26 protein-coding genes are annotated in these 26,017 nt (G+C 69.1%); 15 read left to right on the top strand and 11 right to left on the bottom strand.

What is annotated here, in order from left to right:
* The first annotated feature begins 149 nt into the window (after positions 1-149).
* The 4 genes from trxB (at position 150) to E0497_RS00895 (ending at position 3,918) form a co-directional block, all read left to right on the top strand.
* Entirely contained in the window at positions 150-1,133 is a 984-nt protein-coding gene (gene trxB, locus E0497_RS00910; RefSeq protein WP_137722896.1) for a thioredoxin-disulfide reductase, read from the top strand.
* 38 nt (positions 1,134-1,171) lie between these two features.
* Positions 1,172-1,495, top strand: coding sequence for a thioredoxin (trxA, locus tag E0497_RS00905; RefSeq protein ID WP_137722895.1), 324 nt, complete (start codon positions 1,172-1,174; stop codon positions 1,493-1,495).
* A gap of 211 nt (positions 1,496-1,706) precedes the next feature.
* Positions 1,707-2,909, top strand: a complete 1,203-nt coding sequence (locus E0497_RS00900) for an N-acetylmuramoyl-L-alanine amidase (protein ID WP_137722894.1) — start codon at positions 1,707-1,709, stop codon at positions 2,907-2,909.
* A 40-nt stretch (positions 2,910-2,949) separates the two neighbouring features.
* Entirely contained in the window at positions 2,950-3,918 is a 969-nt protein-coding gene (locus E0497_RS00895; RefSeq protein WP_137722893.1) for a pirin family protein, read from the top strand.
* Positions 3,919-3,942: 24 nt separating this feature from the next.
* On the opposite strand, the gene E0497_RS00890 is transcribed toward E0497_RS00895, so the two are convergent.
* The 5 genes from E0497_RS00890 to E0497_RS00870 form a co-directional block, all read right to left on the bottom strand.
* Complete coding sequence (locus E0497_RS00890; protein ID WP_137722892.1) at positions 3,943-4,626, bottom strand: GNAT family N-acetyltransferase; 684 nt, start codon at positions 4,624-4,626, stop codon at positions 3,943-3,945.
* Between the two features lie 224 nt (positions 4,627-4,850).
* The gene (locus E0497_RS00885) at positions 4,851-5,942 is read right to left on the bottom strand and encodes a ParB/RepB/Spo0J family partition protein (RefSeq protein WP_137722891.1); all 1,092 of its coding nucleotides are present in this window, start codon (positions 5,940-5,942) and stop codon (positions 4,851-4,853) included.
* Positions 5,943-5,944: 2 nt separating this feature from the next.
* Positions 5,945-6,955 (bottom strand): ParA family protein, encoded by a 1,011-nt coding sequence (locus tag E0497_RS00880; protein WP_137722890.1) that lies wholly within the window; start codon positions 6,953-6,955, stop codon positions 5,945-5,947.
* A 70-nt stretch (positions 6,956-7,025) separates the two neighbouring features.
* On the bottom strand, positions 7,026-7,706 hold the full coding sequence (rsmG, locus tag E0497_RS00875; RefSeq protein WP_137723143.1) for a 16S rRNA (guanine(527)-N(7))-methyltransferase RsmG: 681 nt from the start codon (positions 7,704-7,706) through the stop codon (positions 7,026-7,028).
* 294 nt (positions 7,707-8,000) lie between these two features.
* Positions 8,001-8,891 (bottom strand): helix-turn-helix domain-containing protein, encoded by an 891-nt coding sequence (locus E0497_RS00870; RefSeq protein WP_137722889.1) that lies wholly within the window; start codon positions 8,889-8,891, stop codon positions 8,001-8,003.
* 216 nt (positions 8,892-9,107) lie between these two features.
* Here E0497_RS00870 and E0497_RS00865 point away from each other — a divergent pair, with 216 nt between their 5' ends.
* Both E0497_RS00865 and E0497_RS00860 read left to right on the top strand, forming a co-directional pair.
* Positions 9,108-10,091, top strand: a complete 984-nt coding sequence (locus E0497_RS00865; protein WP_137723142.1) for an aldo/keto reductase — start codon at positions 9,108-9,110, stop codon at positions 10,089-10,091.
* Positions 10,088-10,480, top strand: coding sequence for a carboxymuconolactone decarboxylase family protein (locus tag E0497_RS00860; protein WP_137722888.1), 393 nt, complete (start codon positions 10,088-10,090; stop codon positions 10,478-10,480). The genes E0497_RS00865 and E0497_RS00860 overlap by 4 nt, the downstream gene beginning before the upstream one ends.
* A gap of 31 nt (positions 10,481-10,511) precedes the next feature.
* Here the strand turns inward: E0497_RS00860 and rsmG (E0497_RS00855) are convergent, their stop codons facing one another.
* The 6 genes from rsmG (E0497_RS00855) to rpmH all read right to left on the bottom strand — a co-directional run bounded on the left by rsmG (E0497_RS00855) (position 10,512) and on the right by rpmH (position 13,954).
* On the bottom strand, positions 10,512-11,198 hold the full coding sequence (gene rsmG / locus E0497_RS00855; protein ID WP_137722887.1) for a 16S rRNA (guanine(527)-N(7))-methyltransferase RsmG: 687 nt from the start codon (positions 11,196-11,198) through the stop codon (positions 10,512-10,514).
* 84 nt (positions 11,199-11,282) lie between these two features.
* Positions 11,283-11,876, bottom strand: coding sequence for a Jag family protein (locus E0497_RS00850; RefSeq protein WP_137722886.1), 594 nt, complete (start codon positions 11,874-11,876; stop codon positions 11,283-11,285).
* Positions 11,877-11,897: 21 nt separating this feature from the next.
* Complete coding sequence (gene yidC, locus E0497_RS00845) at positions 11,898-12,986, bottom strand: membrane protein insertase YidC (protein WP_137722885.1); 1,089 nt, start codon at positions 12,984-12,986, stop codon at positions 11,898-11,900.
* 75 nt (positions 12,987-13,061) lie between these two features.
* Entirely contained in the window at positions 13,062-13,325 is a 264-nt protein-coding gene (gene yidD / locus E0497_RS00840; protein WP_241665663.1) for a membrane protein insertion efficiency factor YidD, read from the bottom strand.
* Positions 13,326-13,405: 80 nt separating this feature from the next.
* Complete coding sequence (rnpA, locus tag E0497_RS00835; protein ID WP_137722883.1) at positions 13,406-13,783, bottom strand: ribonuclease P protein component; 378 nt, start codon at positions 13,781-13,783, stop codon at positions 13,406-13,408.
* 27 nt (positions 13,784-13,810) lie between these two features.
* Positions 13,811-13,954, bottom strand: a complete 144-nt coding sequence (gene rpmH, locus E0497_RS00830; protein WP_040744549.1) for a 50S ribosomal protein L34 — start codon at positions 13,952-13,954, stop codon at positions 13,811-13,813.
* A 443-nt stretch (positions 13,955-14,397) separates the two neighbouring features.
* Between rpmH and dnaA the strand changes: the two genes are divergently transcribed.
* The 9 genes from dnaA to gyrB all read left to right on the top strand — a co-directional run bounded on the left by dnaA (position 14,398) and on the right by gyrB (position 25,853).
* Entirely contained in the window at positions 14,398-15,978 is a 1,581-nt protein-coding gene (dnaA, locus tag E0497_RS00825) for a chromosomal replication initiator protein DnaA (RefSeq protein WP_137722882.1), read from the top strand.
* Between the two features lie 571 nt (positions 15,979-16,549).
* A complete protein-coding gene (gene dnaN, locus E0497_RS00820) occupies positions 16,550-17,734 on the top strand; it encodes a DNA polymerase III subunit beta (protein ID WP_137722881.1) in 1,185 nt (394 codons plus the stop codon).
* A gap of 71 nt (positions 17,735-17,805) precedes the next feature.
* Complete coding sequence (gene gnd / locus E0497_RS00815) at positions 17,806-18,729, top strand: phosphogluconate dehydrogenase (NAD(+)-dependent, decarboxylating) (RefSeq protein ID WP_137722880.1); 924 nt, start codon at positions 17,806-17,808, stop codon at positions 18,727-18,729.
* On the top strand, positions 18,729-19,955 hold the full coding sequence (recF, locus tag E0497_RS00810; RefSeq protein WP_137722879.1) for a DNA replication/repair protein RecF: 1,227 nt from the start codon (positions 18,729-18,731) through the stop codon (positions 19,953-19,955). Before gnd ends, recF begins: the two co-directional genes overlap by 1 nt.
* Entirely contained in the window at positions 19,952-20,503 is a 552-nt protein-coding gene (locus E0497_RS00805) for a DUF721 family protein (RefSeq protein ID WP_137722878.1), read from the top strand. The genes recF and E0497_RS00805 overlap by 4 nt, the downstream gene beginning before the upstream one ends.
* Before the next feature lie 129 nt (positions 20,504-20,632).
* A complete protein-coding gene (locus E0497_RS00800) occupies positions 20,633-21,565 on the top strand; it encodes a metal-dependent hydrolase (protein WP_137722877.1) in 933 nt (310 codons plus the stop codon).
* Positions 21,566-21,567: 2 nt separating this feature from the next.
* Positions 21,568-22,689, top strand: coding sequence for a PDR/VanB family oxidoreductase (locus E0497_RS00795; protein WP_137722876.1), 1,122 nt, complete (start codon positions 21,568-21,570; stop codon positions 22,687-22,689).
* A gap of 43 nt (positions 22,690-22,732) precedes the next feature.
* Positions 22,733-23,656 carry an alpha/beta fold hydrolase gene (locus E0497_RS00790; RefSeq protein WP_137722875.1) on the top strand — a complete coding sequence of 308 codons (924 nt, stop codon included), beginning with the start codon at positions 22,733-22,735 and terminating at the stop codon, positions 23,654-23,656.
* Between the two features lie 151 nt (positions 23,657-23,807).
* Positions 23,808-25,853 (top strand): DNA topoisomerase (ATP-hydrolyzing) subunit B, encoded by a 2,046-nt coding sequence (gene gyrB / locus E0497_RS00785; protein ID WP_137722874.1) that lies wholly within the window; start codon positions 23,808-23,810, stop codon positions 25,851-25,853.
* Positions 25,854-26,017 lie beyond the last annotated feature (164 nt).

The following is a 26,017-nucleotide window of genomic DNA, read 5'->3' as shown; positions in this document are numbered from 1 at the left end:
CAGTCGGTGCCCCGGGCCGCGCACGCCACCGCCGGGGAACAACACCCACTAATCTGTTGTTGACCTCACCGCCCCGTGTTCCGCGCCGACCTCGGCGCGGGCCGCGCGGGCACAGTGAACACGACGCCCGCAGGACAGGAAAGGCCCGCATGACTACTCCGACCACGGTCCGTGACCTCATCATCGTCGGCTCGGGACCGGCCGGGTACACCGCCGGTGTGTACGCCGCCCGCGCGGAACTCGAACCCCTCCTGTTCGAGGGCACCCAGTTCGGCGGCTCGCTGATGACGACCACCGAGGTGGAGAACTTCCCGGGCTTCCGGGAGGGCATCATGGGCCCGGATCTCATGGACGAGATGCGCGAGCAGGCCAAGCGGTTCGGCGCCGACATCCGCACCGAGGACGTCGAGGAACTCGAGCTCGGCGGCCCGGTCAAGAAGGTCGTCGCGAACGGGGAGACCTACTACGCCCGCGCCGTGATCCTCGCGATGGGTGCCGCGGCCCGCTACCTCGGCATCGAGGGGGAGGAGCGTCTCCTCGGCCGCGGTGTCAGCGCGTGCGCGACGTGCGACGGCTTCTTCTTCCGCGACCAGGACATCGTCGTGGTCGGCGGCGGCGACTCCGCGATGGAGGAGGCCACCTTCCTGACGAAGTTCGCCCGCAGCGTCACACTGGTGCACCGCCGGGAGGAGTTCCGGGCGTCGCGCATCATGCTCGAGCGTGCCCGGGCGAACGAGAAGATCCGTTTCCTCACCAACGCCGCACCGGTCGAGGTGCTGGGCGAGAACTCCGTCACCGGCCTCGTCGTCCGGGACACCGTCACCGGTGAGCAGTCCACCCTCGACGTGACCGGCATGTTCGTCGCGATCGGCCACGATCCGCGCAGCGAGCTGGTCAAGGGCCAGGTCGACGTCGACGCAGCCGGCTACGTGTCGGTGCAGTCGCCCACCACCGCGACGTCGCTCCCGGGCGTGTTCGCGGCCGGTGACCTGGTGGATCACACCTACCGGCAGGCGATCACCGCCGCGGGCACCGGTTGCGCCGCGGCGATCGACGCCGAGCGCTGGCTGGCCGACCAGGGTGACATCCCGGAGAACACGCTCGCCGCGGTCGGCGAGTCTGTCACAGCCTGACCGTTTCCCCCGTCAATCGACATCCGAGGAGTATCCCCGTGGCGAACACCATCACCATCAGTGACGATTCGTTCCAGAAGGACGTGCTCGACGCCGACAAGCCCGTGCTCGTCGACTTCTGGGCCACATGGTGCGGGCCGTGCAAGATGGTGGCCCCGGTGCTCGAGGAGATCGCCGGTGAGCACGCCGACACGCTCACCGTCGCCAAGCTCGACATCGATCAGAATCCGGGCGCGGCACGCGACTTCCAGGTGATGTCGATCCCGACGATGATCCTCTTCCAGGGCGGCAAGGCCGTGAAGACGATCGTCGGCGCGAAGGGCAAGGCGGCCCTGCTGAAGGATCTCGCCGAGGTTCTCTGACCTCGTCCGGCACGGCCGTCCCGTTCGGCCCGATCATCCGGTTTCCGGCCACGGTGTGACCCGACTGCCACCGCAGTCTTGTCACACTGTGGCCGAACTTACGTGCCGGGCTGTCGGGGCAGTCTGAAAGAATCGTTCGAGTACCCCCACGCTCGAGTACCCGGCGTTCGAGTCCCCGGCGTTCGAGTCCCCCTACGAAAGGCCCGCCAGCATGCAGCTACTCCGTCACGGCGACCACGGCCCCGCCGTCGCCGAGATCAGGGGTACCTTGACCGGCCTGGGGTTCCTCCACAACGGTGCGGCGCAGACGCACGGCGATGCCGCCGGCGGCTCGCACTGGATCGCTCCCGACGCCGTGTTCGACCACCCCCTCGACTCGGCCGTGCGCGCGTTCCAGCAGCAGCGGGGCCTGCTCGTCGACGGCGTCGTCGGCCCGGCGACCTACCGGTCGCTCAAGGAGGCGTCGTACCGGCTCGGTGCCCGCACCCTCGTCTACCAGTTGTCGGCCCCGCTGTGCGGCGACGACGTCGCGCAGCTGCAGACCCGGCTCGAGGATCTCGGTTTCTACATCGGCCGCGTCGACGGCTGTTTCGGGCCGCGGACGCACGGCGCACTGAGTTCCTTCCAGCGGGAGATCGGGATCGCGTCGGACGGCATCTGCGGGCCGGCGACGCTGCGGTCGCTGGAACTGCTCGGCACCCGGGTGTCGGGGGGGTCCCCGCACGCGATCAGCGAGGAGGAGTTGGTGCGCCGCTCCGGCCCGCAGCTGAGCGGCAAGCGGATCGTGATCGACCCGGGCCTCGGGGGCGTCGACACGGGCCGGATCGTGCACGGCCCGCACGGGCCGATCAGCGAGGCCGAGATCCTGTGGGATCTGGCGAGCCGGCTCGAGGGCCGGATGGCGGCGACGGGCATGGAGACGTTCCTGTCGCACCCGCACGGCACCAACCCGTCCGAGGCCGAGCGGGCGGAGACGTCGAACGGGTTCGACGCCGATCTGATGATCGCGTTGCGCTGCGACAGTCACCCGAGTCCCGCGGCGAGCGGGGTCGCGAGCTTCCACTTCGGGAATTCGCACGGCTCCACGTCGATGATCGGGCAGATCCTCACCGGATTCGTCCAGCGGGAGATCGTGGCACGAACCCCGTTGCGGGACTGCAGGACTCACGGTCGGACGTGGGATCTGCTGCGGATCACGAAGATGCCGACGGTGCAGATCGACATCGGTTACCTGTCGAACGCGGCCGACGTCGCGGTCCTGGCCGATCCGCGGCAGCGGGACGTCATCGCCGAGGCGATCCTCGTCGCCGTCAAACGCCTGTACCTGTTGGGGCAGGACGACGCACCGACCGGCACGTTCACGTTCGCGGAACTGCTCGCCCACGAACTCGCGACCACCGAACGGACCCGATAACCGCCCGGCGCGGCACTCCGACCGAGAGGACCGTCGTGTCATGAGCAACCTCGACGCCCGCCCCGACGAGGTCGTCTGCGGGAACCGCGACGGCCGTGTGCCCCGACTGCTCGACTACCGCGAGGTGCCGCTCGGCGGCCCGCGGGCGATGACCGTGCGGCGGACGCTCCCGCAGCGCGGGCAGACGCTGATCGGCGCGTGGTGTTTCCTCGACCACTACGGGCCCGACGACGTCCGGGTCGGCGGCGGCATGGCCGTTCCCGGGCATCCGCACACCGGGTTGCAGACGGTGTCGTGGGTGTTCGACGGCGAGATCGAGCACCGGGACACCACGGGTGCGCACGCGATCGTGCGACCGCGGGAAGTGAACCTGATGACCGCGGGTTCCGGGATCGCGCACTCCGAGTACTCCACACCCGGCACCGCATTCCTGCACGGCGTCCAGCTGTGGGTGGCCCTGCCTGACGAACACCGTTCCACCGCACCGTCTTTCGAGCATCATGCGCCGCCGGTCCTCGACGTCGACGGTGCCGAGGCGGTGGTGTTCCTCGGCAGCCTGTTCGGGCAGACGTCGCCGGTGCGGACCTTCACGCCGCTGCTGGGTGCGGAGTTGACGCTACGCCCCGGGCAGGCGCTGCACGTACCGGTGGATCCGACGTTCGAGCACGGGGTCCTGGTCGACACAGGGTCGGTCACCGTCTCCGGTGTCGACGCGGCACCCGGACAGTTGGTGTATCTGCCCACAGGTTTCGGATCCGTCGATCTCGTTGCCGCGGAAGATGATCCGGTGCGACTGCTGCTGATCGGCGGCGAACCGCTCGGCGAGCAGATCGTGATGTGGTGGAACTTCGTGGGCCGCGGCCACGACGAGATCGCGGGGTTCCGGGAGGACTGGCAGCGCGCACGCACGGAATCCGTACCGGGCCGATTCGGGGCGTTCCCGGACGAGTGGTCCGAGACGATTCCCGCCCCGATCCTGCCGAACATCCGCCTCGTGGGTCGCGGCTGACCGGATCCCGTCCCGGGATACGTCCTAGCAGGCCCCCACGGTGCTGCGTTCGCCGATGCCGACCACCGACAGGGCCGCAACCTCGAGGAGTCGCTCGAGGGCCGCTTCGACGTCCGCCTTCCACAGGTGGTCGCGGTCCAGTTCGAGGCGCAGTCGGGGGAACCGGTGGTGCGGTGCGATCACCTCGAAACCGACGTCCTCGAGGAAGTCGGCGCTGATCATGCATTCCTGCGGGGAGCATTCCCGCGCGGCGGTGGCGGTCGGGATGTCGTGCGGGGAGCGGTCGCCGCGGATTCCGAACGCCTCGAGCGCGCGGACACCGCGGCGGACCAGGTCGCCGACCGCGGCCTGGATCAGCGTCGCGCCGAGGGCGTATTCGTCGCCGATCGGTTCGAGTCGCATCGTGGTCAGCAGGACTGCGTCGGCGCTGACGGGGGAGGTGGGGAACAGTTCGGCCCGCGGCACGGTGCCGGGTGGGGCGTACAGGGCGCAGCCGGCGGGTTTGTCGTCGACGAGCGCCACCTGTCCGCACGATCCCCATTCGAGCATGACCATCGACAGCCACGCTTCCTTCTCGAATTCGGGATCGTAGAAGTCGCGGGAGGTGCGGACCGCGGCCGGGTCCATCTCCCAGAAGACGCAGCGGCGCGCGTGGGAGGACAGCTTGTCGAGGCCGTCGAGAGTGAGGGACGTGACGCTAGTCGACACCGTGTACGCCAGCCTCCATGCCCAGCCTCCGGACCGTTCGGGGAATCACCCGCACCCGCGGAACTTGCCCTTCCAGGATAGGCGATCCGTCCGGTGTCAGCGCGGTGGCACCGGGGCACGGACACCGCGGCCCCGGATCGACGGATACCGACCCATACACGAGCACCCCGTAGCTTCGTCACTGTGACGAAGCTACGGGGTGCTCGTGGTGGACGCGTCCGGTCTCAGTCCCCGGCCTGCTGCTCCATCATCTTCACGATCCGCTCGAGATCGTCGACCGACCCGAACTCGACGACGATCTTGCCCTTGCGCTTACCGAGGCTCACCGTGACCCGGGTGTCGAACGAACTCGACAATCGTTCGGCGACGTCCTGCAACCCCGGCATCTGGATCGGCTTCCGCTTCGCCGCCGGGGCGGGGGAGGGGGCCTCCCGGTTCGCCAGCACGACGGCCTCCTCGGTCGCCCGCACCGACATGCCCTCCGCGACGATCCGGGCCGCCAGCACCTCCTGCGCGTCGGCGCCGGCCTCGAGAGCCAGCAGTGCCCGCGCGTGCCCCGCCGACAGCACCCCGGCCGCCACCCGGCGCTGCACCGGGATCGGCAGCTTGAGCAGACGGATCATGTTCGTCACGACCGGGCGGGACCGTCCGATCCGCGACGCCAGTTCCTCGTGGGTGACTGCGAACTCCTCGAGCAGCTGCTGGTACGCGGCCGCCTCCTCGAGAGGGTTGAGCTGGACCCGGTGAATGTTCTCGAGGAGCGCATCCCGCAGCATCGACTCGTCGGCGGTCTCCCGGACGATCGCGGGGATCGTGTCGAGGCCAGCGAGTTGGCCGGCCCGCCACCGGCGTTCGCCCATGATGAGCTGATACTGCTCGGGTCCGGTCCGGCGGACCACGATCGGCTGCATCAGCCCGAACTCGCGGATCGAGTGCACCAGTTCGGCGAGTGCTTCCTCGTCGAACACCGAGCGGGGCTGCTTCGGGTTCGGCTCGATCAGGTGCGGCGCGATCTCGTGGTAGACCGCACCGGTGGGGGAGGGTGCCTCGTCAGCGGGGGCGGTCGCCGCCTTGCCGGCAGCCTTACCGGTCGTCTTCACTGCGGTCTTCCGCGCGGTTTTCGGCTTCACCGGCGGTGCCACGACGGCAACGTCCACGGCCGGGTCCTCGGTACTGAAGAGATCCGGGACGGGGGCCGCGGTGCCGATGACGACGTCCGCGGCCGCGGTGCCGAGTCCCGGTCCGCCCCCGGTCGGTCCGGTCGGGATCAGCGCTGCGAGTCCCCGACCGAGTCCGCCCTTGCGTGTCTGCGTCATCCCTACCGCTCCTGCGTCGTGGTGGACATGCCGCGGGCCGCGAGTTCCCGGCCGGCGTCGAGGTAACTCATCGCGCCCCGCGATCCGGGATCGTAGTCGAGGACGGTCATCCCGTAGCCGGGGGCCTCGGACACCTTGACCGAGCGGGGGATGATGGTGCGCAGGACCACGTCGCCGAAGTGGTTACGGACTTCCTCGGCGACCTGGTCGGCGAGCTTGGTCCGGGCGTCGTACATCGTGAGCAGGACGGTGGACACGTGCAGGTCCGGGTTCAGGTGGGCCTGCACGAGTTCGATGTTGCGCAGCAACTGTCCGACGCCCTCGAGTGCGTAGTACTCGCACTGGATGGGGATCAGCACCTCCTTCGCGGCGACCATCGCGTTGACGGTGAGCAGCCCGAGCGAGGGCGGGCAGTCGATGAGGACGTAGTCGATGTCGAAGTCGGCGAGCGCCTTCTCCGACAGTGCGTTCTTGAGCCGGTTCTCGCGGGCGACCATCGACACGAGTTCGATCTCGGCGCCGGCCAGGTCGATGGTCGCGGGAATGCAGAGCAGTCGCTCGCTGTGCGGGCTCTGCTGGATCGCGTCCTTCGCGGTCACCTCGCCGAGCAGGAGTTCGTAGCTCGACGGGGTCCCCGACGTGTGCGGGACTCCGAGCGCGGTGCTCGCATTGCCCTGCGGGTCCAGGTCGACGACGAGGACACTCAACCCCTGGACCGCGAGAGCCGAGGCGAGGTTCACCGTCGACGTCGTCTTGCCGACGCCGCCCTTCTGGTTCGCGATGGTGAACACGCGTCGCTGCGTCGGCTTCGGCAGTGCGACGGAGCCGGGATGCAGCACCTGGCTGGCCCGCTGCGCGGCCGCCCCGATCGGGGTGTCCGCGAGGGAGATCCCGTCGTAGGGGGAGGAGTGGGCGAAGTCGCGATCAGGACTGCCGTCTGTCGACTCCGGTGGGGTTGCGGTTTCACGTGAAACCGTGTCCCGTGAAACGGCGGATTCAGCTCCAGCCGACATCTACTGCTCCTTCGCTTGTTGTCCACTCATGACGCAATTGTCGACCCTGGCACCGACAATTGCCCGCAACTCAGCGCTTCCGGCGTCCGTGTTGTGCGACGCGTTCGGCGCGAACCACCACCGTCGCCGCCGGCAGCACCGCGGCACCGCACTCGACCACCGCGAGTTTCCCCGCGCCCAGTCGGGCGAGGACCGCGCGATCCCGGTCGATCTCCTCGGCCGCACTCGACCCCTTCAACGCCAACATCCTGCCACCGACCCGCACCAACGGCAGCGACCACCGCGCCAGTTTCTCGAGTGGCGCCACCGCCCGCGACGTCACCACGTCGGCGCTGCCGGCCGCCTTGACGACGTTGCCCTCCTCGGCGCGGCCCCGGATCACGGTGACGTTGTCCAGCCCGAGCGAGTCGACGATCTCCTGCAGGAACACCGAGCGCCGCAGCAGCGGCTCCACCAGGGTCACCCGGACGTCGGGTCGCGCGATCGCCAGCGGGATGCCCGGCAGGCCGGCACCCGATCCGACGTCGACGACCGACTCGTCCGCGACGACCAACTCGCCCAGGACTGCACAGTTGAGGACGTGGCGCACCCACAGTCGCGGCACCTCCCGCGGCCCGATCAACCCCCGGATCACACCGTCCGTCGCCAATGCCTCCCGATACGACTCGGCCAGCCCGGCCCGCTCGCCGAACACCTGCGCCACCGATCCGGCGACATCCCACTGCTCATCAACCAGTTCCACGTGAAACATCCTCACCGATGCGTCCCGGTGTCGCTCACCCGGGGGAGGGGAGGAGGGTCCCGGACTCGGCGGCTCCCCGTTTCACGTGAACCGTTTCACGTGAAACATCGCCTTGCGGCGACCTCAGCCGTCACAGTGACGAAACTCCCCGGTGCGACGGGGGGGAACGTGAATGGGATTCGAGCACCGGAGGCCCCGCGGGTAGCGGTCCGCCGTCGGTGTCGTCGCCACGACGATCGCCGCGCCCCGGTTCTCACCGGGTCCAGCGGCCGGGCACGTCCTCGACGCTCTCGATCCGGGGCATCAGCGGCCGGCACCGCGCACACCTGTCCTGCCGTTCGCCGGGGGCTGACCGGCCGACTCGGCGAGCATGCCCAGCAGCCGCATCGCGTCGTCGTCCGGGGTGCCGGGTTCCGCCTGGTACACGACCAGGCGCTGCTGCGCGTCGGAGACGTCGAGGACCTCGTAGGTCAGGTCCATGCGCCCCACCTTCGGGTGGTCGAACAGTTTGCGACCGGTGGACAGGCGTCGGACGTCGTGCCGACCCCAGATACGGGGGAATTCCTCACTCTTGATGCATAATTCGTGAATGAGGTCGGACAGGTCACGATCGTCCGGGGCGATCCCGGCCATCGCCCGCAGATGCGCGACCGCACCGTCCGCGATCGCGTTCCAGTCCGCGAAAAGTGTTCTGGCCGTAGGGTGGAGAAAGATGTAGCGGATGGTGTTGCGTCGTTCGGCGGGCCACTGGTCGAGCCCCGCCAGCAGGGCGGTCCCGGCCGGATTCGACGCGAGCACGTCGTTGGTCCGCGAGAGTACGTAGGCGGGGGACGAGCCGAGGGTGCCGAGCAGCTGGCGGATCGCGGGGCGGACCCCGCACGAGGGCAGCGAATCCTTCTGCGCGCGTGCATGGTTCCCGGTGTGTGCGGCGATCCGGAAGAGGTGTTCGCGTTCCCCGGAGTCGAGGAGCAGGGTCCGGGCCAGCGCCGCGAGTACGGCCTCGCTCGGGTTGCGTTCCCGACCCTGCTCGAGCCGGGTGTAGTAGTCGACGCTGACACCGGCGACCGCGGCGACCTCCTCGCGGCGCAGTCCGGGAGTGCGACGCGCACCGGTCCCGGCCGGTAGACCGAGGTCCGCGGGCTGCACCCGGGCCCGCCTCGACCGCAGGAACGTGCTGATCTCCGACTGCGCCATACCGTCATGGTGTCAGCGCCGGCGCGACCCCGGCAACCATGCTGCCGGGGTGCACGACACCCAGGATCACTGCACCCCCGGTGCGGTGCGCCCTGGTTGCCCCGCGGATCACCGGCGATGCTCGATCTCGTCCCCATCCGACGCCACCCCACGAGGAGCGACATGACGACGACAGCAGCGTCCGCCACACCCGATCGACACAGCCCCGGATCCCGGATGCTCGGCGACCGGGTCGGCCCCCTGGGGTTGGGCTGCATGGGCATGAGCGAGTTCTACGGCCCCGCCGACGACACCCGGTCCGTCCGGGTCGTCCGCGCCGCCCTCGACAACGGCGTGCACGTCCTCGACACCGCGGACATGTACGGCGACGGCCACAACGAGGAGTTGGTCGGGCGGGCGCTGCGAGGCCGTCGCGATCAGGCGTTCGTGGCGACCAAGTTCGGTATCCGCCGGGACGGCGCCCGCCGCTGGCACGACGCCGGGCCGGACTACACCCGTCGGGCGTGCGACGCCAGCCTGCGCCGGCTCGGTGTCGACACGATCGACCTGTACTACCTGCACCGTCTCGACGAGCACACACCGATCGAGGACACCGTCGGTGCGATGGCCGATCTGGTCCGGGCGGGCAAGGTCCGGTATCTCGGGGTGTCGGAGGTCAGTGCGCCGATCCTGCGTCGCGCCCACGCCGTGCACCCGATCACCGCGCTGCAGAGCGAATTCTCGCTGTGGACCCGCGACGTGGTCACCGACGGGGTCCTCGCCACCGCCCGGGAACTCGGCACCACCCTGGTGGCCTACTCGCCGCTCGGCCGCGGCATGCTCACCGGGGAGATCGCGGCACTCGACGCGCTCACCGACGACGACATCCGCCGGGTGATGCCCCGCTTCGTCGACGGCAACCTCGACACCAACCTCCCCCTGCTCGCGTCGGTGCGGGCGGTGGCCGCGGCACACTGCGCCACCGCCGGCCAGATCGCGTTGGCCTGGGTCCTCGCCCAGGGGGAGGACGTGATTCCCATCCCCGGCACCAAACGGCTCGACTACCTGGCCCAGAACCTCGCGGCCGCCTCGATCGCGCTGCCCGCGGAACATCTCGCGGTACTGGACGCGGCATTCCGTCCCGACGCCGTCCGGGGCGCGCGCTACCCGGCCGCGACCCTGCCCGACACCCGCCCGACCCGCGAAGGAGTCTCGGCATGAGCTGCCCCGAACATCCGGTGCCGAGCGAGCGGGAACTCCGCGGCGGCGACGTCATGCGCAGCATCGGCCTCGACCCCGACGCGGTCGTCGCCTCGGTGGCGCCGGTGGACGAACGGTTCGGGCACACCGTCGTCGAGTACGCGTTCGGTGAGATCATCGCCCGCCCCGAACTGGATCTGCGTACCCGGCAGTTGGTGACCGTGGCGGTCCTCGCCGCGATCGGGGGATGCGAGGCGCAACTGGAGGCGCACCTCCCGGCCACGGTGCGGGCCGGTGCCACTCCCACGGAGATCGTCGCGGCGCTCACCCACATCACTCCGTATGCGGGCATTCCCCGCACTCTGAACGCGCTGTATCTGGCCAAGCGCTTGCTGCCTGCCGAACCCTGAGCGCCGCGGCCGTCGGGCGGGGGAGTGGCCGTCAGTTCCGGTGACCGCGGTGCCGGTGCCGGGCGACGCGTTCGGCGCGGACCACGATCGTCGCCGCCGGCAGCACGTCGGCACCACACTCGAGTACCTCGAGTTTCCCCGCGCCCAGCCGGGTGAGGACGCCGCGGTCCCGGTCGATCTCCTCGGCGGCGCTCTCACCCTTCAGGGCGAGCATCCTGCCACCGACCCGCATCAACGGCAGCGACCACCGGGCGAGTTTCTCGAGCGGCGCCACCGCCCGCGACGTCACCACGTCGGCGCCACCGGCCTCCTTGACCACCCCCGAGTCCTCGGCCCGGCCCCGCACCACGGTGACGTTGTCCAGCCCGAGGGAGTCGACCGCCTCCTGCAGGAACACCGAGCGCCGCAGCAGCGGCTCCACCAGGGTCACCCGCACGTCGGGTCGCGTGATCGCCAGCGGGATGCCCGGCAGGCCGGCACCCGACCCCACGTCCACCACGGACTCACCGGCCCCCACCAGTTCCCCCAGCACTGCACAGTTGAGTACGTGCCGCACCCACAGCCGCGGCACCTCCCGCGGCCCGATCAACCCTCGGACGACCCCGTCCGACGCCAACAGCCCGTGATAGGACTCGGCCAGCCCGGCCCGCTCACCGAACACCCACGCCACCGACCCTGCGACATCCCACTGCTCATCGACGAGTTCCACGTGAAACATCCTCACCGACCCGCTGCGTCGCCACAAGGAAAGGCCGCGGCCCCAGTCGATTCGACTGGGGCCGCGGCCTACGGATCGGAGTGATCAGTCTTTGATCACGACGACGCACCGGTTCGGCTCGGCACCCTCGCTCTCGCTCGACACCCCGGCCACCTGCGCGACGGCGTCGTGCACGATCTTGCGTTCGAACGGCGTCATCGGCGTCAGAGACTCACGCTCACTCGAGGCGAGGACCCGCTCCGCGGCGGCCTTGCCGAGAGCACTGAGCTCGGCTCGGCGACCGGCACGCCAGCCGGCGACGTCGAGCATCAGGCGGCTGCGCACCCCGGTGGACTGCTGGACCGCGAGACGCGTCAGCTCCTGCAGGGCGTCGAGCACCTCACCCTTGCGTCCGACGAGCTTCGACAGGTCGTCGCCGCCGTCGATGCTCACGACCGCGCGGTCGCCCTCCACGTCGAGGTCGATGTCGCCGTCGAAGTCGAGGACGTCGAGCAGCTGTTCGAGGTAGTCGCCGGCGATCTCGCCCTCCTCGACCAGTTCGTCCTCGCCGTCGATGTCGCCGTCGACGGTGTCGACGGCAGCAGCACTGTCTTCGGCCTGTGTCCCGAGTGTCACGTCCGTGCTCTCCCCGTTCTCCCCGCCCGCGCCCTCCCGGGCGATGTCCTGCTCACTGGTCATCGTCGTTCTCTCTTCTCGAGGTCAGCGCCGCTTGCGCTTGTTGCTCTTGGGGCGGTTGGCGGCCGGCCGCGGTTTCGGCTTCGACGACCGGGTCGACGTGCCATCGTCGGACGCGGTGCCGTCGGCATCGGAGGCGGTGGACTCGTCCAGGGCGGACTCCGACGTGGCGTCGGAGGCGGTCTGCGCGGCGCCCTTCTTCTTGTCGAGCTTGGGACGCGCACCCGGCTTGGGGGCGCTGTCCGAGCGGCGCTCGAGCGCGGCCTGCTGCTTCTCGGCCTCTTCGGCGTCGATGCGACGGAAGACGAGGTGCTGCTGCGCGTAGGTCCAGATGTTGTTCGCCACCCAGTACAGCAGGATGGCGATCATCAGGAACGGGCCACCGACGAGCACACCGAGCGGGAACACCCACAGCGCGAGCTTGTTCATGATCGCGGACTGCGGGTTCGCGGCCGCGGCGGTACTCTGCCGGGCGACCGAGGCACGCGAGTTGAAGTGGGTCGCGATGGAGGCGACGAGCATCAGCGGGATCGCGACGAGCGCGATGTTCAGCGGCGACGGGACACCACCGAACGGTGCGAAGGACTCCAGCACACTCGACGGCGAGGTGATCGCCGCGGAGATCGGGGCACCGAACAGTCGGGCACTCAGGAACGACTGGACGTCGTCCGGGCTGAACGCGTAGTTACCGATCGAGGCGTTCTGCTCCGCGGTCAGACCCAACTGCCCCATGCCGGTGCCGGTGCGGTTGAACGAACGCAGGACGTGGAACAGGCCGATGAACACCGGCGCCTGCAGCAGCACCGGCAGGCAGCCCATCAGCGGGTTGAAGCCGTGTTCCTTCTGCAGCTTCTGCATCTCCAGCGCCATGCGCTGGCGGTCCTTGGAGTACTTCTTCTGCAGTGCCTTGATCTGCGGCTGCAGTTCCTGCATCTGCCGTGTCGTGCGGACCTGCTTGACGAACGGCTTGTAGAGGATGGCACGCAGCGTGAACACCAGGAACATGACGGCCAGCGCCCAGGCGAAGCCGTTGTCCGGCCCCAGCACTGCGCCGAACACCTTGTGCCAGACCCACAGGATCCAGGACACCGGATAGTAAATGAAGTCGAGCACGGCTCTGAGTACTCCTCTGTTCGTCCATGTTCACCACCGCGGTGGTGTTGGCAAGTTCCGGGCGAGCGGTGCGCGTCAGCCCCGGCTCCCGTGGTGGAGGTGCCGGTCCCGCCGTTCGGGGACCGGATCCCATCCTCCAGGGTGCCAGGGCGCGCACTTGACCAACCGCACCACGGTCAGTGCCGAACCGACGACGACCCCGCGGGTGCGCAGGGCCTCGACCGCGTACTCACTGCACGTCGGAGCGAACCGGCAGGTCGGCATCCGCAGCGGCGACACATAGGTGCGGTACAGCTCGATCAGGAAGATCAGGACGCGCGCGGGGAGGGATCGCAGCATCCGCAGCACGGTCCGCGAGGTGGCCACGAACGACGACGAGCGCGGACCGGGATCGGTCCGCGCCACGTCGTGTTCGATACTCATACCGGGTCGCCTTCGCCAGCGAGCAGATCCAGCTTGCGCAGTACGGATCGCAACTGCTTGTCGAGTTCCCGGGAACTCGCCGCCGCCGCACCCGGCAATGCGCGGATCACCACGTCGGTGTCGGCGGGAACGACGTCCACCAACCCGGCACAGATATGACGAAACCGGCGAGCGACTCGATGTCGAATCACCGCCGGCCCGACAGCCTTACTCACGACGAGCCCGAAACGGGGCCCGTCCACACTCACCAGCGACTCCCGTGTCTCACGCCCGAAGGCGTGGACGACGAGATCCCGCCGACCCATTCGACGCCCACGACGGACCGTGACGGAGAAGTCCGATCGTCGACGCAGGCGATACGGCTCAGGTAGCACCCCGAGCTCCCGAAGTCCGGGTCGGAATCAGGCGGTGAGCGAAGCGCGGCCCTTGCGGCGACGCGCCGTAACGATTGCACGGCCCGCACGGGTCCGCATACGGAGACGGAAGCCGTGAACGCGCGCGCGGCGGCGATTGTTCGGCTGGAACGTCCGCTTGCCCTTGGCCACGGTCAACACTCCTCGAAATTCGGTGACGCCGGTCGGCGTCGACATACAGGTGAAACAGAAAACTCGATGACGACCCGACGGTACGAGGGCGATGATGCAGCGGCGATGACACGGGGGTATAGACCTCCGGCCAGCACACATCCTCCACCATCGGGTGACCGTTCGAGGGTACTGACAGGCCCGGGAGAGGTCAAACCGGGGCCGGGCGAGACACGCCGAGACCGCCGACGGTCCTTGCCTCGCCTACTCGTCTGTGCACAACGCGCGGCCGCCGCGACGCGGCCGGAACCCCATACTCCGAGGTTGTCCACATCTGTGGATAATTATGTGGAAACACAGATCGGGTGGCATATTCGGTGCCCGATCACGGGGCCGCGGACGCGGCTGCGTTCCCCATTCGAGCACACGCAGGAAGCCGGTCGGCGGGCCCAGGAGGACAGACAGTGAACGACGATCCGAACGCCTTGGCGGATGTCTGGCGCGACGTCGTTACAGAGCTGACCTCCGACACCACCGACACCCGGCTGACCAAAGCGCAGCGGGCATGGTTGGCGCTGGTCAGGCCGTTGACGTACGCGCAGGGTTTCGCCCTGCTGTCGGTGCCGTCGCCGCTCGCGCAGGAGGCGATCGAACGCGACCTGCGCGAACCGATCCTGCGGGCACTCAACCGCCATCTCGGACAACCGGTCGAGGGGATCGGAGTCCGCATCGCCGCCCCCGAGGACGTCGCCGAGCCGGAGTTGCAGCTGACTCTGGGGGAGCCCACGAAGGCGCCCGCCCCGACACCGGTGCGGGGCGACAGCTTCGAAGGCGACGGCTCCCTGCGCCGGCGTCAGCGGGTACGCGCCGCCGGCGAGCCGGCCACCGACACCGCCGACACCCCCGAAACCGAGGAGGTCGACGACGATCGGGACGCGCTGGCCAGCGTGCACGAGTCGTGGCCCTCGTACTTCACGAAGCCGCCGGCCGGGTCCTCGAGTGGTTCCTCGAGTGGCACCAGTCTGAACGCGAAGTACACGTTCGACACGTTCGTCATCGGTGCGTCCAACCGGTTCGCCCACGCGGCCGCCGTCGCGATCGCAGAGGCCCCCGCCCGGGCCTACAACCCCCTGTTCATCTGGGGGGCGTCCGGGCTGGGCAAGACGCATCTGCTGCACGCCGCCGGCCACTACGCGCAGCGGCTGTTCCCGGGGCTGCGGGTGAAGTACGTCTCCACCGAGGAATTCACGAACGACTTCATCAACAGCCTGCGGGACGACCGGAAGGTGGCGTTCAAGCGCCGCTACCGCGAGACCGACATCCTGCTCGTCGACGACATCCAGTTCATCGAGGGCAAGGAAGGTATCCAGGAGGAGTTCTTCCACACCTTCAACACGCTGCACAACGCGAACAAGCAGATCGTGGTGTCCTCCGATCGGCCCCCGAAGCAGCTCGCAACCCTCGAGGAACGTCTCCGTACCCGCTTCGAGTGGGGACTGATCACCGACGTCCAGCCGCCCGAACTCGAGACCCGGATCGCGATCCTGTCGAAGAAGGCGAGGATGGACCGCCTGGACGTCCCGCACGACGTCCTCGAGTTGATCGCCAGCCGCATCGAACGCAACATCCGTGAACTCGAGGGTGCGCTCATCCGGGTGACGGCGTTCGCGTCGCTGAACAGGCAGGCGCTCGACCTCAAGCTCGCCGAGGTGGTGCTGCGTGACCTGATGCCCGACTCGGCGGCTCTCGAGATCAACGCGGCGACGATCATGGCGGTGACGGCCGAGTACTTCAACACCTCCATCGACGACCTGTGCGGCCCCGGTAAGGCCCGCCCGCTGGCGCAGGCCCGGCAGATCGCGATGTACCTGTGCCGCGAGCTCACCGACCTGTCCCTGCCCAAGATCGGGCAGACGTTCGGCCGCGACCACACCACGGTCATGTACGCGGACAAGAAGATCCGCAAGGAGATGACCGAACGCCGGAAGGTGTACGACCAGGTGCAGGAGTTGACGGCCCGGATCAAGCAGCGCTCCAAGAACTGATCCGATCGCGTGCGTGACGCGCCGCCAGGAAGCCGTCCTGTGATCACCGATGCCCGCACGGAAACCCGTGCGGGCATCGTCGTTCCGGCAGCGTTCCGGCAGCGTTCCGGCAGTGACTCAAGACACGAATCCGAAAGAATTCACACCTGTGGATAGGTGTGTGTATAAGGTGTACAGGCTGTGGAGAACCGGTGGACAACTTCGGGACAACTCGAGGTATCCACAACCCTCCTCGAGTTGTCCTCGAGTTCATCCTCGAGAAGTCCCCAGGCCTCGAGGTGGGTGGACCAGCGGCTTCGGGGTGTTATCCACAGATTCCACAGGACCTATTACTGTGATTGTAGTTTTCTCGAGAGAAGATCTTTTGAAATAGGGGCTGTGAACAACTCGCTGTGAGCGCGCTGTTCACAGGCCGTCTCGAGCGTCCTCGAGAGGCCGGCGCTCGCTTTCCAACTCGCGACGCAACGCATACGGTGTCCTTGCCGCTGTGTCAGACTTCTGACGCAGCCCGTGCAGCCTTCGTACGCGGCCGCCGCCGATCGAGACGTCTACCGAGAGGATTGCCCGAGCGATGGAGCTTGGAAGTATGAAGTTTCGCGTTGCTCGGGAGGACTTCGCCGACTCGGTCGCATGGGTCGCGCGCAGCCTGCCGTCCCGGCCGCCGGTTCCCGTCCTCGGCGGTGTGCTGCTCGGCGCCGACGAGCAGGGGCTGACCGTCTCGGGGTTCGACTACGAGGTGTCCGCACAGGTGCGGGTCTCCGCCGAGGTCACCACGACCGGCCAGGTGCTCGTGTCCGGCAAGCTGCTCGCCGACATCACCCGTGCGCTGCCCAACAAGCCCGTCGACGTCACCCTCGACGGCACCCGCGTGCTGATCACGTGCGGCAGCGCCAAGTTCTCCCTGCCGACGATGCCGGTCGAGGACTACCCGCAGCTGCCGACGCTGCCGCAGCGGACCGGTTCGGTGCCCGTCGACCTGTTCTCCGAGGCGGTCGGTCAGGTCGCCGTCGCCGCCGGCAAGGACGACACCCTGCCGATGCTCACCGGTATCCGGGTCGAGATCGAGGGCACCGACGTGGTTCTCGCGGCGACGGACCGGTTCCGTCTCGCGGTCCGCAAGCTCGAGTGGATGCCGCTCGCCGGTGAGACGTCCGCGGCCGTCCTGGTTCCCGCGAAGACCCTGTCCGAGTCGGCGAAGACGTTGGGCGGCAACACCCTTTCGCCGGTCGAGCTCGCGCTCGGCTCCGGCGCCTCGGTCGGCACCGACGGCATGCTCGGCATCGTCGCCGACGGCCGCCGCACCACCACCCGACTGCTCGACGCCGAGTTCCCCAAGTTCCGGCAGCTGCTGCCGGCCGAGCACACCGCGATGGCGACGGTCGAGGTGGCCCCGCTGATCGAGGCCATCAAGCGTGTCGCGCTGGTCGCCGAGCGTGGCGCCCAGGTGCGTCTCGAGTTCGACGAGGACGGACTGCTGCTGTCCGCGGGCGGGGACGACGCCGGACGCGCAGAGGAAGCCCTCCCGGCGGACTTCCTGGGGGAGCCGCTGACCATCGCGTTCAACCCGGGCTATCTCATCGACGGACTGTCGTCGCTGCACTCGGACCGGGTGTCGTTCGGGTTCACCACCCCCAGCCGCCCGGCCGTGCTGCGTCCGGCCGGCGAGGACGAGCCCGAGCGCGGCGAATCGGGTGCCTTCGCGGCCCCCGACAGCGACTACACCTACCTACTGATGCCGGTGCGTCTGCCCGGCTGATCGACACCGGCTCGCAACCGGCGGAAGATGGAGCCCAGCGCGAATCGGCACGAGTGGAGGGACATCTCACGATGCAACTCGGACTGGTCGGACTCGGCAGGATGGGTTTCCACATGCGTGACCGGCTGCGGGAACGCGGCCACGACGTCGTCGGCTTCGATCCGCGACCGGAGGTCACCGACGTCGCCTCGCTCGCCGAACTGGCGTCGGCACTGACGGCCCCGCGGACGGTGTGGGTGATGGTGCCCGCCGGCGAGATCACCCGGGACACGATCACCGCGCTGGCCGCGGTTCTCGAGTCCGGGGATCTGGTGATCGACGGCGGCAACTCCCGCTACCGCGACGACCGCGGTCATGCGGAGGCCCTCGCCGCCTCCGGGATCGGCTACCTCGACTGCGGCGTCTCCGGCGGCGTGTGGGGGCGCGACGAGGGCTACGGGCTGATGGTCGGCGGCGGTGCGGCCGATGTGCAGCGGGCCATGCCGATCTTCGACGCGCTGCGACCGGACGGTGACCGGGCTGCCGGGTTCGTCCACGCCGGTCCGGTCGGCGCCGGGCACTACGCCAAGATGGTGCACAACGGTGTCGAGTACGGGCTCATGCAGGCGTACGCGGAGGGCTACGAACTGCTCGAGGCGGAAGATCTGATCACCGATGTGCACGGCGTGCTGCAGGCCTGGACGCACGGCACCGTGGTCCGGTCGTGGCTGCTCGACCTGCTGGTCAAGGCGCTCGCCGAGGATCCGGGTCTCACCGGGATCACCGGGTACGTCGAGGACTCGGGGGAGGGCCGCTGGACGGTGCAGGAGGCCCTCGACCATGCCGTTCCGGCGCCGGTCATCTCCGCGGCACTGTTCGCGCGATTTGCTTCACGACAGTCCGATTCCCCTGCCATGCAGGCAGTTTCGGCGTTGCGCAACCAGTTCGGTGGGCACGCCGTCCGGCGGGCCGGACAATCGGACACCGCGCATCGCACGGGACAGACGGGTCCGTAGTGTTCGTTCGCACGTTCTCGGTCCGTGACTTCCGTTCGTGGGACGCCGTCACGGTGGATCTGACGCCCGGCACCACGGTGTTCGTCGGCCGGAACGGGCACGGCAAGACCAACCTGCTCGAGGCGCTGGGGTACCTGTCGACGCTGTCGTCGCACCGGGTGTCGTCGGATGCGCCGCTGATCCGGGCCGGTGCGGCGGCGGCGTTCGCGGGGGCGCAGGTGGTCAACCGCGGTCGCGAGCTCGGTATAGATGTCGCGATCAACGACGGAAAAGCCAACCGCGCCAGGATCAATCAGTCACCGACCCGGCGACCGCGGGAGATCGTCGGGATCCTGCAGACGGTGTTGTTCGCGCCGGAGGACCTGTCGCTGGTGCGCGGTGATCCGGGGGAGCGGCGCCGGTTCCTGGACGAACTGCTCACGTCCCGGCGGCCGCGGATGGCGGCGGTACGGGCCGACTACGACAAGGTGCTGCGGCAGCGGTCGGCGCTACTCAAGACGGCGGGCGGTGCGTTGCGCCGCGGTACCCGGTCGTCGGACGGCGCGAGTGCTCTTGCCACACTGGATGTCTGGGACGGGCATCTGGCCGTGCACGGTGCGCAGCTGCTGGCCGCGCGCCTGCGGCTGGTGCACGATCTGGCCCCACACCTGGTGGCCTCGTACCGGTCGCTGGCGCCGGAGTCGCGGCCGGCATCGGTGCGGTACCGGAGCAGTCTCGGATCATCCCTCCCCGACGAATTCCTCGACCAGGCAAGGGAACCCGACGAGGACGACGTCGAGTTGCTGGAAGCGAGCTTCCTGCACGAACTGTCGGTGATGCGGCAGCGGGAGATCGAGCGCGGCGTGTGCCTGGTGGGACCGCACCGCGACGACCTCGAGCTGTATCTCGGTGACCAGCCGGCGAAAGGTTTTGCCAGCCATGGTGAATCGTGGTCGTATGCACTGTCGATGCGGCTCGGCGCCTTCTTCCTCCTGCGTGCCGACGGCAGCGACCCGGTCCTGATGCTCGACGACGTGTTCGCGGAACTGGACCGCAAGCGGCGCACCGCGCTCGCCGGGGTCGCCGCATCCGCCGAGCAGGTGCTCATCACCGCGGCTGTGCCCGAGGACGTGCCCGACGAATTGTCCGCCACCCGGCTGTCGGTGGCGGCCCACGACACCGAGCGGGGGCGGATCTCGCAGATCACCCCGGCGGGTGCGGATGTGACGGTGGGAGGCGAGCGATGACCGGATCCGAGCCGGACCGGCCCGAACAGCCGGAACTCAAGGGCGTCGACCTGGCGCGCCGAGCCCTCGAGGAGGCGCGGGCCGCGGCCAAGGCGAAGGGGAAATCGGTGGGCCAGGGGCGGTCGTCGCCGCGGGGCGGGATCCGGGCGCTGCGGTCCCGGCGCCGGTCCTGGTCCGGGGCCGGCCCGGACGAGCGCGACCCGCAGCCGTTCGGTGCGCTGATGGGGTCCGTCTCGAAGCAGCGGGGCTGGTCGGCGCAGGTGTCCGAGGGCGCCGTGCTCGGCCGGTGGGCGGACGTCGTCGGCCCGGACATCGCCGCGCACGCCACGCCGACGGGTCTGCGGGACCGGGTGCTGAGCGTGTCGGCGGAGTCGACGGCGTGGGCGACGCAGTTGCGGATGATGCAGTCGCAGATCCTCGCGAAGATCGCGGCCGCGGTCGGGGGTGGGGTGGTGACGTCGTTGCGGATCACCGGCCCCGCCGCGCCGAGCTGGCGCAAGGGCGACCGGCACATCCCGGGCCGCGGTCCGCGGGACACGTACGGCTGACCCGGGAACGACCCTGGATATACCTATTACCGCGTGTTACATTTACGGCTCCCATGTCGAGTGAACCAGGTCACTGCAGCCGTCGCGGTGCGGCGGACGGTGGCCCGGGCGAAGTAGCCGGGAGCAGTCATGGCAGTCACCTCCGAGTCGTCCTCGGCACGCACGGACGCGTCGGCGTCGGACACCCTCGAACCGGACCACATCCTGTTGCAGGCCCGGAACGTCGAGTTCGACTGGTCGGATCTGCCGATGCACTGGATGCCCGGCGACCCCTTCACCACCCATGTGTTCAACGTCCTGCACATGCTGCTGCCCGCCGGTGAGGAGTGGTTCGTCGCCACCTACAAGGAGGCGCTGCCGCTGATCGAGGACGAGAAGCTGCGCGCGGACGTCGTCGGGTTCATCGGGCAGGAGGCCATGCACGCCGGCGCCCACACCGGCGTGCTCGAGCATCTGCGGGCGGGCGGTCTCGATCCGTCGCCGTACACCGACCAGATGCACTGGGCGTTCGAGAAACTGCTCGGCCCCAAGCCGCTCACCGGGCAGCGGGCCCGGAACCATCTGATCGAGCGGCTCGCGATCATCGCGGCCGTCGAGCACATCACCGCGTTCCTCGGCGACTGGGTCCTCAACGCCGACGGCCTGGACCGGGCGGGTATGCATCCGACGATGCTGGACCTGCTGCGCTGGCACGGCGCCGAGGAGGTCGAACACCGGTGCGTCGCCTACGACGTGATGCGGTACTTCGACAAGCGGGAGTCGCGGCGGATCCGCACGCAGCTGATCGTCACCCCGATGATCGTGTGGCTGTGGGTGCGCGGCACCCGGTTCCTCATGGGCAACGACCCGGAACTGGCGAACTGGGCACCGTCCCGGCGTCGCCCGCATCTCTCCGACTTCGTGGCGTCGGGCCGTCGCGGAACCCTGCCCACCGCAATGGAATTGGGCAAGCGCATGTCGACGTACTTCCGCCGGGACTACCACCCCGGCAAGGAGGGGTCGACGGCGCAGGCGGTCGCGTACCTGGCGTCGTCCCCGGCCGCGCGGGCGGCGACGCGGTGAAGGTGAAACTGCCCCGCGTCCGGGACCTGCTCGCAGGGTCCGAGGGACTGACCCGCCCCGACCCGCCCGCGGACCTGCAGGGCCGTGGCCGGCCTGACCGGGCCATGACGATCGTCGAGGCCGTCGCCGACAAGTACCTGCGGGTGCTCACCGCGTACGACTACGACCCGGCCGTCGCCGGCCACAACCCGGACAGTGCGATGACGCTCGTCGTCACCGACCGCACGATCGTCGCGGAGGACGAGAACGTCGCGGCCCTGACGTTCGCCGCCGTCGGCGGCGGTGACCTGCCCGACTGGCAGCCCGGCTGCCACCTCGACGTCCACCTGCCGTCCGGCCGGCGGCGGCAGTATTCGCTGTGCGGTGATCCCGCCGACCGCCGGCACTACCGGATCGCGGTGCGGTCGATCCCCGACGGCGGGGGCGGCTCGATCGAGATGCACGGACTCGCGCCCGGCACGACGGTCACGGTCCGCGGTCCACGCAACGGGTTTCCGTTCGTGCCCGAGGGCAGTGCCCTGTTCGTCGCCGGCGGTATCGGGATCACCCCGATCGTCGCGATGGTCCGGGCCGCCCGCCGCGCCGGGATGGAGTGGCGGTTCGTGTACTCCGGGCGTTCCCGGGAGTCGATGCCGTTCCTCGACGAGATCGCCACCTGGGAGCCGGACCGGGTGTTCGTGCGCCCGGACGACGAGTTCGGTCTGCCCACCGCCGCGGATCTGCTGGCCGACGCACCGGCCGGAGGCGCGGTGTACTGCTGCGGTCCCACCCCGATGCTCGACGCCGTCCGCGCCGGGTTCGCCGACTCCGGTGCCACCGCATTGCATTTCGAACGGTTCGGGTCCCCGCCGGTCCTCGACGGCGCCCCGTTCGAGGTGCAGTTGGTGAGCACCGGCGAGGTGCTCGAGGTGCCCGCCGACGAATCGGCGCTCGCGGTGATCGTGCGACGGCAGCCCGGCGTCGGCTACTCGTGCCGGCAGGGGTTCTGCGGCACCTGCAAGGTGCGGGTGCTCGCGGGCACCCCGGAGCACCGGGAGAACCGGCTGTCCCCGCAGGAACAGCAGGACCACATGTTGATCTGCGTCTCCCGCGCCGACGACGGCCGCCTGATCCTCGATCTCTGACTTCTGCGCGACCCCTGAAACTGCCCGACCGGGAGGAACTGTCATGAGTGTGTTTCACGTGGAACCACGTTTCGTCACCCGCGGCGACGTCCGGCTCGCGGTGTTCGAGCAGGGCAACCCGGACGGGGAGACGCTCGTGCTGGTGCACGGCTGGCCCGACACCCACGACCTGTGGCGGCACGTGGTCCCGCACCTGGCCGAGACGTTCCGGATCGTCTCCTACGACACCCGTGGCGCCGGCGCGAGCAGTGCCCCGGCGGCGGTGTCGGCGTACACGCTGCCCGAACTCGCCCGCGACCTGTTCGCGGTGATCGACGCCGTCAGCCCCGACACTCCCGTGCACGTACTCGCCCACGACTGGGGGGCGGTCGAGGCGTGGGAGGCGGTGTGCGAGCCGGGCGCGGGGGAGCGGATCGCGTCGTACACGTCGATCTCCGGACCGAACCTCGACCATCTCGGGGCGTGGATGCGGCGTCGGCTCGCCCGGCGGAGCCCGGCCGGGCCGCTCGCGCAGGCGGTCGCGTCGTCGTACACGGTGCTGTTCCAGATCCCGGTCGTGGGCACGCTGCCGTTCCGGCTGGGTCTGTCCCGGATCTGGCCGACGTTCCTGCGCCTGTTCGATCGGATGGATCCGGCGCTGGTGCACCCGGCACCGACCCTGCGGGCGGACATGATCACCGGGTTGAAGCGGTACCGGGCCAACATCAGGCCGCGACTACGTGCGCCCCGGGAGCGGCGTACCGAGATTCCGGTGCAACTGCTGGTGGGCCGGCGCGACCGGGCGGTGCGTCCGGTCGGCTACGAGGACACCGGGCGGTGGGTACCGAACCTGCGTCGCCGGGAACTGGACGCCGGGCACTGGTCGCCGATCTCCCATGCCGAGGACGTCGCTCGGCACACCGCGGCGTTCGTCGGCGACCTCGGTCGGGGCAGTGCGGCAGACGCGGCTGGTGGCGACTCGGCCTAGGGTTCTACCCGTCCGGGGGCGCGAAATCGCGCCTGTGGGCCGATCAGGGGCGTGTTAGGTCCCCTGCGTGTCGGTGCCGACCCGTAAGATGTGCCCGTAACCAGCGGCGCGTCCGACGCCCCGTTCGACGGAGAAGGAGAGCTACCCACTCGTGGCTGCGCAGAAGTCAGACAAGAGCACCTCCAACAAGGACTACGGCGCTTCCTCCATCACCGTCCTCGAGGGACTGGAAGCGGTCCGCAAGCGTCCCGGCATGTACATCGGTTCCACCGGTGAACGCGGCCTGCACCACCTGATCTGGGAGGTCGTCGACAACTCGGTCGACGAGGCCATGGCCGGATATGCGAGCAAGGTCGAGGTGACCATGCTCGAGGACGGCGGCATCCAGGTCATCGACGACGGCCGCGGTATCCCCGTCGCGATGCACGCCTCCGGTGCCCCCACCGTCGAGGTCGTCCTCACCCAACTGCACGCCGGCGGCAAGTTCGACTCCGACGCCTACGCGGTGTCCGGCGGCCTGCACGGTGTCGGTATCTCCGTCGTCAACGCGCTGTCGACCAAGCTCGAGGTCGAGATCAAGCGCAACGGTCACGTGTGGCGGCAGACGTACACGTACGCCAAGCCCGGCCAGCTGGTTCAGGGCGAGGAGACGGACGGCACCGGCACCACCGTCCGGTTCTGGGCCGACCCGGACATCTTCGAGACCACCGTCTTCAACTTCGAGACCGTCGCCCGGCGCCTGCAGGAGATGGCGTTCCTCAACAAGGGCCTGACGATCACCCTCACCGACGAGCGGGTCGCCGAGGAGGAGGTCACCGACGACGTCGTCAGCGGCACCGCCGAGGCCCCCAAGACCGCCACCGAGACCGAGGACGAGGCGGTGGCGCAGAAGGCTCCCAAGGTCAAGTCCCGTGTCTACCACTACCCGGGCGGCCTCGAGGACTACGTGCGGTTCATCAACCGCACCAAGCAGCCGATCCACAACACGGTCGTCGGGTTCACCGCGAAGGGCACCGGGCACGAGCTCGAGATCGCGATGCAGTGGAACTCCGGTTACTCGGAGTCGGTGCACACGTTCGCCAACACCATCAACACCCATGAGGGTGGCACCCACGAGGAGGGCTTCCGTGCGGCCCTCACCAACGTGGTGAAGCGGTACGCCAAGGACAAGAAGCTCGTCAAGGACAAGGATCCGGAGCTGTCCGGTGACGACATCCGCGAGGGCCTGGCCGCAATCATCTCGGTGAAGGTCGCCGAACCGCAGTTCGAGGGCCAGACCAAGACCAAGCTCGGCAACACCGAGGTCAAGTCGTTCGTGCAGAAGGCGTGCAACGAGCACATCGCGCACTGGTTCGAGTCGAACCCGGCCGACGCCAAGACCATCGTCACCAAGGCGGTGTCGTCGGCGCAGGCCCGCACCGCGGCCCGCAAGGCCCGTGAACTGGTGCGCCGCAAGAGTGCCACCGACATCGGCGGCCTGCCCGGCAAGCTCGCCGACTGCCGCTCCAACGATCCGAGCAAGTGCGAGATCTACATCGTGGAGGGTGACTCCGCCGGTGGTTCCGCCAAATCCGGCCGCGACTCGATGTACCAGGCGATCCTGCCGCTGCGCGGCAAGATCATCAACGTCGAGAAGGCACGCATCGACCGGGTCCTCAAGAACACCGAGGTCCAGTCGATCATCACCGCGTTCGGCACCGGTATCCACGACGAGTTCGACATCGCCAAGCTGCGGTACCACAAGATCGTGCTCATGGCCGACGCCGATGTCGACGGCCAGCACATCGCGACGCTGCTGCTGACGCTGCTGTTCCGGTTCATGCGCCCGCTCGTCGAGCAGGGTCACGTGTACCTGGCGCAGCCGCCGCTGTACAAGCTCAAGTGGCAGAAGGGTTCCGCACCGGAGTTCGCGTACTCCGACCGCGAGCGTGACGGCCTGCTCTCGGCCGGACTGTCGTCGGGCAAGAAGATCAACACCGACGACGGCATCCAGCGCTACAAGGGTCTGGGCGAGATGAACGCCAAGGAACTGTGGGAGACCACGATGGACCCGAGCGTCCGCGTCCTGCGTCAGGTCACCCTCGACGACGCGGCCGCCGCCGACGAACTGTTCAGTGTCCTCATGGGTGAGGACGTCGAGGCCCGCCGCAGCTTCATCACCCGCAACGCCAAGGACGTCCGCTTCCTCGACGTGTGACCGGCCCGAGGCCGCGCGCGACCCACCGGACACCCCCGGGTCGCCGCGGCCTCGCCGGTCCGGGGTGTCCGGACACGACCGGGTCGCGGAATAGCGGCATTCGTGCTTCGCGGCCCGTCCTCCAGCCTCTACACTCCGGAATCGCCTAATAGTCGGATTTCTGT

The organism is Prescottella subtropica (assembly GCF_005434945.1).
GTDB classification, from domain to species: Bacteria; Actinomycetota; Actinomycetes; order Mycobacteriales; family Mycobacteriaceae; genus Prescottella; species Prescottella subtropica.
The sequence above is the reverse complement of the archived record's forward strand: the minus strand, read 5'-3'. Positions and strand labels throughout refer to the sequence as shown.

Coding starts and splice junctions, on each gene's coding strand:
- E0497_RS00885 (WP_137722891.1), bottom strand. CDS start 5,942: ATGACGCAGACACGCAAGGGCGGACTCGGTCGGGGACTCGCAGCGCTG.
- yidD (WP_241665663.1), bottom strand. CDS start 13,325: ATGCTGCGATCCCTCCCCGCGCGCGTCCTGATCTTCCTGATCGAGCTG.
- E0497_RS00805 (WP_137722878.1), top strand. CDS start 19,952: ATGACCGGATCCGAGCCGGACCGGCCCGAACAGCCGGAACTCAAGGGC.
- gnd (WP_137722880.1), top strand. CDS start 17,806: ATGCAACTCGGACTGGTCGGACTCGGCAGGATGGGTTTCCACATGCGT.
- rsmG (WP_137722887.1), bottom strand. CDS start 11,198: ATGTTTCACGTGGAACTCGTCGATGAGCAGTGGGATGTCGCAGGGTCG.
- dnaN (WP_137722881.1), top strand. CDS start 16,550: ATGGAGCTTGGAAGTATGAAGTTTCGCGTTGCTCGGGAGGACTTCGCC.
- E0497_RS00870 (WP_137722889.1), bottom strand. CDS start 8,891: ATGGCGCAGTCGGAGATCAGCACGTTCCTGCGGTCGAGGCGGGCCCGG.
- E0497_RS00865 (WP_137723142.1), top strand. CDS start 9,108: ATGCTCGGCGACCGGGTCGGCCCCCTGGGGTTGGGCTGCATGGGCATG.
- E0497_RS00900 (WP_137722894.1), top strand. CDS start 1,707: ATGCAGCTACTCCGTCACGGCGACCACGGCCCCGCCGTCGCCGAGATC.
- E0497_RS00850 (WP_137722886.1), bottom strand. CDS start 11,876: ATGACCAGTGAGCAGGACATCGCCCGGGAGGGCGCGGGCGGGGAGAAC.
- rsmG (WP_137723143.1), bottom strand. CDS start 7,706: ATGTTTCACGTGGAACTGGTTGATGAGCAGTGGGATGTCGCCGGATCG.
- E0497_RS00895 (WP_137722893.1), top strand. CDS start 2,950: ATGAGCAACCTCGACGCCCGCCCCGACGAGGTCGTCTGCGGGAACCGC.
- trxB (WP_137722896.1), top strand. CDS start 150: ATGACTACTCCGACCACGGTCCGTGACCTCATCATCGTCGGCTCGGGA.
- E0497_RS00860 (WP_137722888.1), top strand. CDS start 10,088: ATGAGCTGCCCCGAACATCCGGTGCCGAGCGAGCGGGAACTCCGCGGC.
- E0497_RS00800 (WP_137722877.1), top strand. CDS start 20,633: ATGGCAGTCACCTCCGAGTCGTCCTCGGCACGCACGGACGCGTCGGCG.
- E0497_RS00790 (WP_137722875.1), top strand. CDS start 22,733: ATGAGTGTGTTTCACGTGGAACCACGTTTCGTCACCCGCGGCGACGTC.
- E0497_RS00880 (WP_137722890.1), bottom strand. CDS start 6,955: ATGTCGGCTGGAGCTGAATCCGCCGTTTCACGGGACACGGTTTCACGT.